We start from the raw sequence: 12,236 nt of genomic DNA on the forward strand, positions 1-12,236 counted from the left end.
TAGATGCTGGAGGTAACACAATGAAACAATTTACGGAAGAAAAACAATTTCGCGAACAAATTAAGAACGAAACACTAAGCGTTGGGATTTTTACGACAACGTGGTGTCCTGATTGCAAACGTTTGGATATGTTCATTGATGAAATCGTTGACGAAAATACAGATAAAGCATGGTTTAAAATTGACAAGGATGAGTTTGAAGAACTTTCTGCTGAAAACAATGTAATGGGTATTCCTTCTCTTCTTGTATATAAAAACGGTGAAAAAATTGCACACTTGCACAGTGCAAATGCTAAAACGCCTGAAGCGGTCCGTGAATTTTTAGCAACTCTTTAATTCCCTAAGCTGCGAGAGCATTCTTGCAGCTTTTTTTTGTGAGAATGGCTATTTCCATTTTTCCATGAGTGGGGTATACTAGGACAAGTGAATAATCGTAAAGCAATAAGGTCTCAATTTAAAGATTGAGTGAAAAGGGAAGTCTGGTGAAAAGCCAGCGCGGTCCCGCCACTGTAAGCGCTTTGTGCGTAAGTCAGGAGACCTGCCTTATTGTTAGCTGTGAAACCTTCGAGGAAGGGTGAAGCAGGGTAATGAACATACATATCAAGTATAGTGAACGGATTCTTTTCCTGCTTATCTTGACGTTACCTGCTTTGCTTTCAATTGAAAGTAAAGCTTTTTTATTTTGAAGCTGCCTGCGAGCAGTATACATAGTCAAAGCGGAAAAACGGGATAGCGCTGCTTTTTGCATGATCATTTGCTTTTTCTTTAACGTGGAGGTTTCGTATTCACAATGAACAATATATAGGGGGAGTATTTAGATGAAAAAATGGCTTTCGTATTCCATTATTGCACTGTTAGTCATCGTACTTGCTGCATGCGGTGCAGGCAGCCAAAGCAACAGTGATAAAAAAACGAAGCAAGATACAGCACAAACGTCACAAGCTGCATTTCCTGTGAAGGTAAAAGACGCGCGTGATAAAGAAATTACGTTGAAAAAACAGCCTAAGAAAATTGTTTCACTAATGCCAAGTAATACGGAGATTGTATATGCCCTTGGCCTTGAAAAAGAATTAGTAGGTGTCACAAGCAACGATGATTATCCTAAAAGCGTAAAGAAAAAAGCGCAGGTAGGAGATATGAACGTTAATGCAGAAAAAGTTATTGCTTTAAATCCTGATTTAGTGCTGGCACACGCTTCAAGTATGGGCGTTTCGGATGAAGTATTTAAACAAATTGAAAGTGCGGGGATTCCGGTATTTGTTGTAAAAGATTCAACAACGTTTGATACGGTTTATGATTCTATTACCCAAATCGGTAAATTAACGGGTAAAACAAAAGAAGCTAATCAAACAATTAAAGACATGAAAGAAAAAGTAGCTTCAATTGAGAAAAAAGCAAAAACGATTTCAAAAGAAGATCGTAAAAAAGTATGGATAGAGGTATCAGGAGCTCCTGAGATTTATACAACAGGAAAAGGTACGTTCATGAACGAAATGCTTACTATGATCGGTGCTGATAACGTAGCGGCTAGTGAAAAGGGTTGGGTTAAGTTTTCTGAAGAGCAAGTTGTTAAGTTAAACCCTGACGATATTATCGCAACGTATGATGCAGACAAAAATGAGATTATGAAGCGTCCCGCTTGGAGCAGCATGACTGCTGTAAAAGAGGGTAACATCGAGAAGGTTGATCAAAACAAAATCAACCGCTTAGGACCTCGTATTGTAGATGGCTTAGAGGACTTAGCAAAAGCAGTATACCCTGAGGTGTACAATAAATAAGAAGAGGGACCATATTCCAGTTCGAATTGAAAAGGGGATTGGTCCCTTTTCACATCTTAAAATTGAAGAACGGCCTGAGCTTTTAATCATGAAAACCGAGACTTCTTATAAAACATACAGCTCAGGGGTTTTAGGAACAGGCATTACGGAAACGGACACCTTTTACAATCGATTTGTTCACAAAGACTATTATTCAGATACTCCTTCTTTGGAGTATGAGCAATATTTGATGAAAGAAAATGTGCGCCATGAGCAAATCGTAGGGTTGATGACAGCCGTTTGGTTAAAAGAAAGAGCGGTTTACTGTTATGAAGGCTACGGAGTAAGAGTAGCTTCCGTGATAACGGCTGGAGTAGGAAACGCAGTAGATATTATAGCTGACGAAGCTGTCCCGTTCTATTCCTCTCCCGGTACAATTAATATGTTTTTTTTCGTGGAAGGTACGCTTACGGATGCAGCGTTTTTACAGCTTTTTATTGCGGCCACAGAAGCTAAAACAAAAACGCTGTCACAGCTGGGTGTCATAGATCCGGCTACAAAGACGATTGCTACGGGAACATCTACGGACAGCATCTCAGTTGCAGCGTCTCAGCAAGGACCATTATATGAATATGCAGGCTCTATGACCGCTTTAGGGCAAGCGGTAGCCAAGCTGGTGAAAATAAGCTTAGAGCAGGGACTTAAGGGAAAGAGGTGAAGAAGTGAGTATTACACAAGCGATAATTGCACACATGACGGCCATGACGATTGCTTTACTAATTGACCGAATTATAGGCGACCCTGAAAATTGGCCGCATCCCGTTCGCTGGTTTGGCAAATGGATTTATTGGATGGATTCCAGATTAAATAAAGGTGCAGGAAAACGATTCAAAGGATTGCTTCTTGTGATAAGTATGGCTGTGCTCGCAGGAGTTGTTCCCTTTTTGTTCCTTCATGCTTTATACGAAGTTCATTTTATAGCAGGTGTTTTAGTAGAGGGCGTAATGATTGCGACTACTATATCCACTCGTTCTTTAAGCGAAGCTGCTTATAAGGTACAAAAGCCGCTTCAGCTAGGAGATATGGAGAAAGCTAGATATGAAGTAAGCATGATTGTGGGACGAGATACAGATCGTTTGTCAGAAGGAGAAATTGCCAGAGCCACGGTAGAGACCGTGGCTGAAAATACAAGTGATGGTATTACAGCTCCGCTTTTTTATGCATTTATAGGAGGAGGAGCCCTAGCGTTTTTTTACCGGGCTATTAACACATGTGATTCGATGGTTGGGTACAAAAATGACCGCTACTTTCTGTTCGGCTACTTTAGTGCAAAAACCGATGACGTATTAAACTATATTCCAAGTCGGTTAACTGCAGTGGTGATGACGGCTGTTAATGTAGCAAAAAGCCAGTATTCTCTTGGGCATGTAACGAGTTTGATTAAACGTGATGCTAAGAAGCATCCAAGTCCAAATAGCGGATACGGGGAAAGTGCAGTAGCTGCTCTTTTAGGTATTCAACTCGGCGGACTTAATACATACAAAGGCATAGAATCTAATCGTGCAAAAATGGGCGAACCGTTCATTCCTCTGCAAGCCGGTCATATTGAACAAGCTGTTTTCATTATGAAAAGGACGGTCTATGCTACGTGGTTATTATATCTTTTGTTAGGAGGAGTTATTAGTGCTATTACCTACACATGGAGCTAATCCTACTGTCTTTTTAAAAGCAATAGGGACCGAGAATTTGTCACACATAAAAGACTTTAGTGTGAACACAAATCCTTTAGGGGCTCCCCCTGTGCTTCACGAAAAGTGGAACGAATTCAAGGATGCTGCGTTTAGCTATCCTGACCCTCAAGTAACAGAGCTGAAAAATAAACTAGCAGCTCATCATGATGTTTCAGCTGCTCAAGTGCTGCCTACAAATGGCGCCGCTGAAGCGTTTTTCCTTATTGCTTCGTTATTTTCAGGAGAGAAAGCAGGGATTGTACAGCCGACTTTCGTTGAATATGAACAGGCAAGTAAAGCTTATGGATGTGAAGTGACGTACATTCCTTTAGCTGAAGAAAACGGCTGGAGCTGGGATATAGAGTTAATTATGAGCATCCTTCCGGATATAAAAGTACTTTGGATTTGTCATCCAAACAACCCAACAGGCGTTATGTATAGTCATGAGGAATGGATGAAAGTAGTAAAAGCTGCTGCTCATCATGGTACATACTTAATGATTGATGAGGCATTTGTTGATTTTGTCGAACATCAGCCTTCATTTGATTCTCTTATTCTGGATTATGAACATATCATTATTGTGCGTTCTATGACGAAGATGTTTAATATTGCCGGGCTTCGCCTTGGCTATATTTTGGCAAATGAAAAAATCATTAGCGAGATGTCTAAAAAACAGCCTCCTTGGAGTGTAAATGGATTGTCGCAGCAAGTAGGGATGATATGTGTAGATGAAAAAGATTTTGTGAAAAACACCGTACATTATATTAAACAAGAACGAAAACGAATCTTGAGTCAACTAGAGGAATGGGGGCTTTTGGTTTCTCCTTCTCAAACAAACTATTATCTTTGCAGCGTTCCGTCTTCTATTAAAACGCGTGAATGGCTTGGCTATTTAGCAAGCCACGGTGTGGTAGCCCGGCATACTGAAAACTTCCCATTTTTAAATGGACGCTATATCCGTTTGGCTGTGAAAACGAAAGAAGAAAATGACTATTTACTTAACGTAATCAAACAAGGACTTGATGAAATATGATCATCTTTATTAGCGGAGGCGTTCGAAGTGGAAAATCACGTGCAGCGGAGAATATGGTTCAAACTTTTTGTACAAAGCGCGCTGTTTATATTGCCACAAGCAGGCAAACAGATAAGGAAATGCAAAAACGCATCCAGCTTCATCAAACAGAACGCCAAGCAGCGAACACGCCTTGGGTAACGATCGAACAGTCTGTAGATTTACAACAAATTCTGCCAAATCTTCAAAGTGATGATGCTATACTTTTGGATTGTGTCACGAACTGGCTTGCCAATGAGCTTTTTTTAACAGAAAAAAGGTGGCAAACAAAAGAGGGCAAACAAGAGGTTTTTCGTCATATGATCAAAGCGCTCGATAAGCTGTTTGCGCAGTCTCAGACGGTTGTGCTAGTATCTAATGAACTGTTTGAAGCGGGCGTATTAGAGGAGCCCACATATAGCTATATGAAGATGTTAGGGAAATTACATCAGTATATTGTAGAAAAAGCAGATGTGGCTATTTGTGTAGAAGCGGGAATTTATCGTTTTAAAAAAGGAAAGGAATGTGTAGATATATGAAAGAATGGATAGCCATACTACGAATTTCTCTCCAGTTTTTTACGATTTTACCGCTGGCTAAAACGGTTCAATGGACTGAAAAAAGAACGGCACGCTCACTTTTTGTGCTGCCGTGGATTGGTATGTTACTAGGCTTGATGCTTTATAGCTTTTTACAGCTGCTTCAATCTTCACCTATCACTACGATTGTTGATAGTATTTTAGTTTTGCTTTTACCGCTTATCTTAACGGGTGGTCTTCATTTAGACGGCTGGATGGACGTAAGCGATGCGTATTTTTCTCATCAGTCAAAGGAAAAAAAACTGCAGATTTTAAGTGATCCGCACGTTGGGTCTTTTGCTATTCTTTCTCTTATGGTTCTTCTGCTGCTGCGTTTTAGTGCGATCTATGAATTAGCGTCTCTTTCTTCTTTATCAATTTGGGCATGCTTAGTTGTCTTTACCCTTCCAAGAATTGGAGCAGCCTTTTTGTTGATGAGAGATAAGCCCGCTAAAGATACGGGTCTGGCTGCTTATTTTCAAAAAGGAGTCACCAAACGGTCTATTTATGTATTTATCGTCATGAGCCTATTCTTAGTTGCTATTTTCGCTGTTTTTATGGACAATAAATTCATTATTCTTTTCTTTGCCGGTTTTTTATGGCTGTGGATACGGTTTTATCGTTCGCAGTTTGGGGGCGTAACAGGAGATGTTATAGGGGCAACCATTGAAGGAGGAGAAACGTTTTTATGGATAATTCTTTGGTTATCACATGTATTCGTCACGGCATGACGCTTGAAAATCAACAGAAAAAATATATAGGGTGGAGTGATCCGTCTTTAAGTACAGAAGGGAAAAATGAATTAAAAGAGCTTTTTCTAGAACCTCAGCTCGTTATTTCCAGTGACTTAAAAAGAGCGCTAGAAACAAGTGCAGTTGTTTTTCCAAAATCTCAGGTGGTTAAAAGTAAAAATTGGCGTGAGCTGCATTTTGGAGATTGGGAAGAGAAGACGTATGAAGATTTAAAAAACATACGGGCGTATAGAAATTGGATTGATCACTGGACAGAACATACGCCTCCGAAGGGTGAAAGCTTCTCAAGCTTTTCAAACCGAGTTTGGGGAGCGTGGGAAGAAGCGGTCGATTTGGCGGCCAGTCGGCATTTGCGTCACATTGCTATTGTTTCGCACGGCGGACCACTGCGTTTACTTGCATCCCATTTTAAACAGACAGCGTCGCTTTGGGATGTTTCTTTTTCTTATGGAGAAGGTTTTTCAGTAGCGTGTACATACAAACAGGCAAAGGAGAGAAGAGCATGCATTTCGTATTCGGCGGTGCATTTACCGGCAAAAGAAAATGGGTGAAGCAGCATTATGCCAGTGAGTCGGTAAAATGGCATTGTTTGTATGAAGACCCTGTTTTACCAGCGCTTGAGTTCGAAGAAAGTTACATAGTGCTAGAAGGATTTGAGCACTATGTTAAGGAATTAATACATAGCGAGCTGGAGTCTCCGCACCTTGTTGTTGAAAAGTTGATACAGAAGTGGAGAGACAGCGGTGTATGGGAACAGTTGATAGTGATTGGAACTGAAGTCGGCAGAGGGATTGTTCCTTTAGATCCAACAGAGCGGCAGTGGAGAGATGAGTGCGGGTATGCGTATCAGTATTTAGCAGCGCATGCCCGGAAAGTAGATCACATTTGGTACGGAATTGCTAATCGATTGAAGGAGGAAATACAATGAACATTTACACAAAAACAGGGGACAAAGGGCAGACAAGCTTAATTGGAGGACGAGTAAATAAAGACGATATTCGAGTGGAAGCATACGGTACGATTGATGAGCTAAATGGCTTTGTAGGTCAAGCAATTTATCAGCTGGATGAAGCAGCATTAAAAGATGTAAAAGAAGAGCTAATTACGATTCAACATGAGCTTTTTGACTGTGGAAGTGATTTAGCATTTGCAAAAGATGATCATCCGTACAAAGTAACAAACGACATGATATCAGTACTTGAAAAACGCATTGATGTCTATATGTCAGAAGCGCCGGCCATTGAGCGTTTTATTTTACCTGGAGGCACACCTGCAGCAACAACGCTTCATATTTGCCGGACGATTACACGCCGCGCAGAACGGCTTGTTGTTGGCGTGCAGCGTGAGCATAAAATTAATGTGGCGGTGCTTCAGTATTTAAATCGTTTATCCGATTATTTTTTTGCTGCGGCTCGAATCGCTAACGCGCGAGAAAATGTACAGGATGTAGAGTATATTCGCAGTGCTAAAGTATTTAAACAGCCTAAAAAATAAGGTATAAAAAACGGTCGAGCTAAAAGCGATCGTTTTTTTTATGAGCTATTTCGATAGGCAAAATAAAGCTATAAAAAAGAGGTAAATGCATCTATAATGATAAGAGACAGAGAGATAAAGAAAAGAGGTTGAGAAATGAATCAAGATTCTAAACGAGCAGGTATTGTTTATACAGCCAGCGCTTACGTTATGTGGGGGCTTTTTCCGCTTTACTGGAAGCTTCTTGGCGAAGTGAATGCGAATGAAATACTCGCTCACCGTGTCATATGGTCATTTGTTTTTATGCTTTTACTTTTGCTTGTGACAAAGCAAATGAGTGCTTTAAAGAAGATGCTTGGTTTATTATTTCGTAATACGAAACAAGCGGTCATTTTATTTGTGGCTTCAGTGCTGATCAGCATCAACTGGTTCGTTTACATTTGGGCGGTTAACCATAATCATATTATTGAAACAAGTTTAGGTTACTACATCAACCCGCTCGTTAGTATTTTGCTTGGTATAGTCGTTTTAAAAGAGAAGCTTAATTTTTGGCAGGGTGCTTCTGTTGGATTGGCTGCTATAGGTGTTATCGTTATGACAGTTACATACGGGCATATCCCATGGGTATCATTAAGCTTAGCGTTTAGCTTTGGTTTGTACGGTCTTGTAAAAAAGACGATTCAATTAGAAGCAAAAGTAGGATTAACGATTGAAACGATGATGGTTGCACCTATTGCGGTTATTTATTTTATTTTTCTTTTAGTGAAAGGATCTTCAAGTTTTTCTCTTCAGTCGCTTGATCTGAGCGCTCTTTTAATTGGCGGCGGTGTCGCTACAGCTATGCCACTACTGTATTTTGCTAAAGGAGCGCCGCTTATTCCGCTATCGATGGTCGGTTTTTTACAGTACATTGCTCCTACCATGACGCTTTTATTAGGGGTATTCGTGTATCATGAACCGTTTTCTAGCGTAGAGATGATTGCCTTTTTGTTCATTTGGGGCGGATCGGTTATGTTCATTTTATCTAAAACTAAGTTCATGAGTTCTCATCAGCCGAAATTCTTTAAAGGGCGCTCAGCTTAACGGACAAAAAAGCGGATATCTTTAGATATGCGCTTTTTTGTCTGCCGTAAAGAAATAAAAACGGAGACGGGAAAGTCACCGTATGTATACTTTATAGCTTCCGCTTGAAATGAGCGTTCAACTGACCTTGAAGCATTTGGTTTTTTACTTCTTTCATTTTTCTCGCTTCATCTTTTTTGGCCAGTTCTGTGCGTATTTCACTTGTTTGAACTCCTTCTTCTATGCGATCGGCAATATCCATTAATCGTTCGACGTCTGAAAACGAATATTTCCGGATACCCGTATTGGTTCGGTCCGGAAAGAGCAGGCTTCTTTTCTCGTAGTAGCGAATTTGCCTTTCTGATAAACCGGTTAATTCTTTTACAATCCCAATAGACATGACTTTTTTATCTCGATATGACGCTTCATTCGTAGACAATCTCCCTCACCCCTGAGTACGTAGTAGTATGTTATTATTATAAAGGAAAAAAATACAAAAAATTATAACATGTAATACATTCTAACATATATATGTTATATTTTTGAATTACTATGTGAGAAAAAGTGACATAAATAATGAAATAGGGAAAAGAGTCCTATAAACTAATGATTAACTCGATCCCAAGTGGTTAACCATACAGGATAAAGCCTTGTGGTTAATCACTTGCTTTCAAAATGATGAATAGAAAATAAATGTGAGAATATACATAAATTCTAAAAGGGAAGGGCGTTTTAAATGGCTGTGCAACAATTGAAAAAAGAAGAGATTATTGAGCTGGCAAAAGAAATTATTGAACTTGATTTGAAAAGAGATGAAAAATTTGAAGAATTGACAGAGTTAGCCGGAAATCATGCATATGAAATTTTGCGCAGAGTACAAAATGCCTGTTTATAAGTAATAAAAAAATCCCGCCTAGAGCGGGATTTTTTAATGAGATTGCTGTTCAAGAGTAAATAATTCTTGTTTCATCTTAGCATGATTGAGGTTTTCCCCTATAAAGACAAGAGTGGTGGGCAGCTTCATCATTTCTTTCATATATAGAGGCATGCCGTATGAATATTGAAACGAATACGTATCGTTCGAATGAGTAAAGCGCATATAGCCTTTAATACGATAGATGGTATCTGGCATTTGGCGCAGCCAATTTTCAAATAATTCAAGATCCACTTTTTTTGTAAACTCATATACAAATGTTTTCAAATGAAGATGATCTTCAACATGAGCCTTATGGTGCGGCTGTTTTTGAGACAGCTGAGCTTTTTGAATCACATCAAGCTTCACGCGGGAAAATGCCGTTAATAACGTCCTTGCACTTGGGTTAATGGATTGAATCTCAAAAAGCAGGGAAGACTTTTCTGACTCAGACAGCATGTCCGTTTTATTTAATAAAATTACATCCCCATGTTTTACTTGTTCTTGAAGAAGTTTTTGGAGTTGAATGCTTAAGGACCCACGTTCTTCCCACCTTGTTGCATCGAGTGTGGTGATAATACTTTTAATCGTGACTTGATGCGCAAAAAGAGGAGACATACAGGCATCCAACACTTCAATGGGATGTGCAACTCCGGTTGTTTCTATATAGATAGCATCCAATGTGTTCTCCTGTAGAAGTGAATGAAGCTGAGTTTCAAATTGACCTTGAATAGTACAGCACACGCAGCCGTTTAGCAATTCTTTTAACGGCGTGTCTTTTTCTACTTCATTTGAGTCAATCGAAACTTGGCCAAGCTCATTCATCACAACAGCAATGTTGCGATTACGATCTTTTTCTTGCTGAAGCAGCTGTTTAAGTAACGTTGTTTTTCCACTGCCTAAAAATCCAGATAAAATGTAGATTTCTGTTTTCATTTCAGTCTCTCCTATGTAAATAACATTGTTTAAATCGAAACTTTTCCGATTACCGATTGGTAAATAGTATATCCAAGAGGGGATAAATATCTAAGAGTAAATTTTTATGCTTTTTTGTATTCATTATAACAACTTTAAAAGCGCTATGGCTATCTTTTGTAAAAAACTCAAAATACACAATGAAATAAGAATATTATAAAATTTCAAACTAGCTGTGCTACAATAAAAGAAAAAGAAAAAGGGGAGCAAAAGTTATGCGAATATTAGTTTTAGGCGCAGGCGGCGTTGGAGGTTACTTTGGAGGCAGGCTTGTGGAAAAAGGAGAGGATGTGACTTTCCTTGTCAGAGATCGCAGAAAAAAAGAGCTGGAACAAAATGGACTTGTTATCAAGAGCATACACGGTGACTTCACTTCACCTGTACAAGCTATTACAAAATCTGAGATGAAAGAGCCTTATGATGTTATTTTGTTCACAACTAAGGCTTATCATCTTAAACAAGCAATTGAGGATGTGCGTCCTTTTATAGGGAATCAGACAGTTGTCGTACCTTTGTTAAACGGTATGGCTCACGTGGGTCCTTTACAAGAAGCTTTTGGGGAAGAAAAAGTCATTGGGGGACTGTGCTTTATTGAGACAACGTTAAACAAAGATGGAGATGTCGTCCAGACGAGTCCTGCTCACAGACTTGTATTTGGTGAATTTAAGCAGAAGGAAACAGAAAGATTACAACTGATTGAGCAAGTGTTCGGTGGTACAAAAGCTTCGTTTGTAAAAAGTTCATATATTGAACAGGATATGTGGCATAAGTATTTATTTATTACGGTTATGTCAGGCATGACTACTCTTATGCGCGCACCTGTTGGCCCAGTGCTAGCGGCAAAAGGAGGGCGTCAATTCGTACAAGAGCTTTTTAAAGAAGTTGAAAATATTATGATGGCATACGATGCCCCATTAGCTGAAGGGATTATTGAACAGCATATGAATACGATGGACAAAATGACGTATGACATGAAGTCATCGATGCAGCGTGATATGGAAAAAAGTTCTCAAATTGAAGGAGACCACCTTCAAGGATATTTGCTGACATTAGCTGAAAAATCGTCTATACACGTACCCCTTCTTCAAACTGTGTATACGCATCTAAAAGTGTATGAAGAAATGTTAAAAGGTTATCAAAAATAATGACAGTGAAAATTGATTTAGCAGTCATGCAGGTACTGCAGAAGCTGCTAAGTACAGCAGAAATAGGACAATTGCCTTCCGCTCCCGGCATTTATTTTTTCTTTGATAAACCCGGCAGGCTTTTGTATATCGGAACAACGACGGGCTCTCTATTAGAAAGAGTAAGAGCTCACGTTGCAGGAAAAGGCGTTAGCAACACAAAAAAATTTCACAAAGAGATTTATGCTGTTGGATATATTGAAGTTCATGGATTAAAAAAAGAATTGGATATGCTGAGAACGATGCTTGTAAATGGTTATTTTCCAAAATACAATAAACAAGATGTAAAAAGAGAAAATGAATACGACATTTACACCGTTCACGGCAGAAGCCTCAAGGATACAGGAGTTGATAAGAAAAAAGCCTCCAAGCGAAAAACGGTGCTAAAGCCAACGTTAAAAGAGATAGAGATTCGTCAAGAAAACAGCGATATTACATATGCACGAGTGGCAAATATGAATGCTGAAGATCGAGTGAAAAAATTGTGGTCTTGTCAAGAAGCAGGAGCGCAGCTACATCTTCCGGAGTCGAAAGTGTTAGCAATAAGTGATCGGCTCTTAAAAGAGCAGTATACATTTCAGCGAGATATGAAAAAGAATATAATGTTTACGATGTGGGATTTAGTTGTTATTCAAGTGTTGTTAAATTTAAATCCGATCCATGATTTGAAAAAACGAGAAATAAAGGAAGCCATCAGTTTAGTGCGTAAATTTGGCATTGAAGAAGCTCTTCGTATCTCTGAAAAATTACTCAAAACGTGAT

General features: G+C 39.2%; 16 protein-coding genes and 1 riboswitch. Of the genes, 14 read left to right on the forward strand and 2 right to left on the reverse strand.

Features of this window, described 5'->3' with window-relative positions; all coding sequences use genetic code 11:
* Positions 1-20 precede the first annotated feature (20 nt).
* The 11 genes from LJC66_RS10015 to rarD all read left to right on the forward strand — a co-directional run bounded on the left by LJC66_RS10015 (position 21) and on the right by rarD (position 8,423).
* Positions 21-335: a thioredoxin family protein gene (locus LJC66_RS10015; protein ID WP_013056696.1), complete on the forward strand. Its 315-nt coding sequence runs from the start codon at positions 21-23 to the stop codon at positions 333-335.
* 91 nt (positions 336-426) lie between these two features.
* Positions 427-559, forward strand: a riboswitch (cobalamin riboswitch).
* Positions 560-817: 258 nt separating this feature from the next.
* A complete protein-coding gene (locus LJC66_RS10020) occupies positions 818-1,777 on the forward strand; it encodes an ABC transporter substrate-binding protein (RefSeq protein ID WP_230932459.1) in 960 nt (319 codons plus the stop codon).
* 88 nt (positions 1,778-1,865) lie between these two features.
* Positions 1,866-2,474, forward strand: coding sequence for an adenosylcobinamide amidohydrolase (locus LJC66_RS10025; protein WP_230932460.1), 609 nt, complete (start codon positions 1,866-1,868; stop codon positions 2,472-2,474).
* A gap of 4 nt (positions 2,475-2,478) precedes the next feature.
* Positions 2,479-3,465, forward strand: a complete 987-nt coding sequence (cbiB, locus tag LJC66_RS10030) for an adenosylcobinamide-phosphate synthase CbiB (protein WP_230932461.1) — start codon at positions 2,479-2,481, stop codon at positions 3,463-3,465.
* Positions 3,440-4,519, forward strand: a complete 1,080-nt coding sequence (gene cobD, locus LJC66_RS10035; RefSeq protein ID WP_230932462.1) for a threonine-phosphate decarboxylase CobD — start codon at positions 3,440-3,442, stop codon at positions 4,517-4,519. The genes cbiB and cobD overlap by 26 nt, the downstream gene beginning before the upstream one ends.
* A complete protein-coding gene (locus LJC66_RS10040) occupies positions 4,516-5,076 on the forward strand; it encodes a bifunctional adenosylcobinamide kinase/adenosylcobinamide-phosphate guanylyltransferase (protein WP_050690015.1) in 561 nt (186 codons plus the stop codon). Before cobD ends, LJC66_RS10040 begins: the two co-directional genes overlap by 4 nt.
* Positions 5,073-5,846 carry an adenosylcobinamide-GDP ribazoletransferase gene (gene cobS, locus LJC66_RS10045; RefSeq protein ID WP_230932463.1) on the forward strand — a complete coding sequence of 258 codons (774 nt, stop codon included), beginning with the start codon at positions 5,073-5,075 and terminating at the stop codon, positions 5,844-5,846. Before LJC66_RS10040 ends, cobS begins: the two co-directional genes overlap by 4 nt.
* Entirely contained in the window at positions 5,804-6,418 is a 615-nt protein-coding gene (locus LJC66_RS10050; protein ID WP_230932464.1) for a histidine phosphatase family protein, read from the forward strand. The genes cobS and LJC66_RS10050 overlap by 43 nt, the downstream gene beginning before the upstream one ends.
* Complete coding sequence (locus LJC66_RS10055; RefSeq protein ID WP_230932465.1) at positions 6,370-6,795, forward strand: bifunctional adenosylcobinamide kinase/adenosylcobinamide-phosphate guanylyltransferase; 426 nt, start codon at positions 6,370-6,372, stop codon at positions 6,793-6,795. The genes LJC66_RS10050 and LJC66_RS10055 overlap by 49 nt, the downstream gene beginning before the upstream one ends.
* Positions 6,792-7,361: a cob(I)yrinic acid a,c-diamide adenosyltransferase gene (locus LJC66_RS10060; protein WP_230932466.1), complete on the forward strand. Its 570-nt coding sequence runs from the start codon at positions 6,792-6,794 to the stop codon at positions 7,359-7,361. The genes LJC66_RS10055 and LJC66_RS10060 overlap by 4 nt, the downstream gene beginning before the upstream one ends.
* A gap of 135 nt (positions 7,362-7,496) precedes the next feature.
* Positions 7,497-8,423 (forward strand): EamA family transporter RarD, encoded by a 927-nt coding sequence (gene rarD, locus LJC66_RS10065; protein ID WP_230932467.1) that lies wholly within the window; start codon positions 7,497-7,499, stop codon positions 8,421-8,423.
* Between the two features lie 91 nt (positions 8,424-8,514).
* Here the strand turns inward: rarD and LJC66_RS10070 are convergent, their stop codons facing one another.
* A complete protein-coding gene (locus tag LJC66_RS10070) occupies positions 8,515-8,841 on the reverse strand; it encodes a MerR family transcriptional regulator (protein ID WP_013082852.1) in 327 nt (108 codons plus the stop codon).
* Between the two features lie 297 nt (positions 8,842-9,138).
* Here LJC66_RS10070 and LJC66_RS10075 point away from each other — a divergent pair, with 297 nt between their 5' ends.
* The gene (locus LJC66_RS10075; protein ID WP_165592300.1) at positions 9,139-9,297 is read left to right on the forward strand and encodes a hypothetical protein; all 159 of its coding nucleotides are present in this window, start codon (positions 9,139-9,141) and stop codon (positions 9,295-9,297) included.
* A gap of 33 nt (positions 9,298-9,330) precedes the next feature.
* Here LJC66_RS10075 and LJC66_RS10080 read toward each other — a convergent pair whose 3' ends face one another.
* Positions 9,331-10,251 (reverse strand): CobW family GTP-binding protein, encoded by a 921-nt coding sequence (locus tag LJC66_RS10080; protein WP_195694352.1) that lies wholly within the window; start codon positions 10,249-10,251, stop codon positions 9,331-9,333.
* A gap of 254 nt (positions 10,252-10,505) precedes the next feature.
* Between LJC66_RS10080 and panE the strand changes: the two genes are divergently transcribed.
* Positions 10,506-11,435 carry a 2-dehydropantoate 2-reductase gene (panE, locus tag LJC66_RS10085; RefSeq protein ID WP_230932468.1) on the forward strand — a complete coding sequence of 310 codons (930 nt, stop codon included), beginning with the start codon at positions 10,506-10,508 and terminating at the stop codon, positions 11,433-11,435.
* Positions 11,435-12,235, forward strand: coding sequence for a GIY-YIG nuclease family protein (locus tag LJC66_RS10090; RefSeq protein ID WP_230932469.1), 801 nt, complete (start codon positions 11,435-11,437; stop codon positions 12,233-12,235). Before panE ends, LJC66_RS10090 begins: the two co-directional genes overlap by 1 nt.
* Position 12,236: the final 1 nt, after the last annotated feature.

The sequence above is a fragment of the Priestia sp. TSO9 genome (assembly GCF_021029645.1).
GTDB classification, from domain to species: domain Bacteria; phylum Bacillota; class Bacilli; order Bacillales; family Bacillaceae_H; genus Priestia; species Priestia megaterium_E.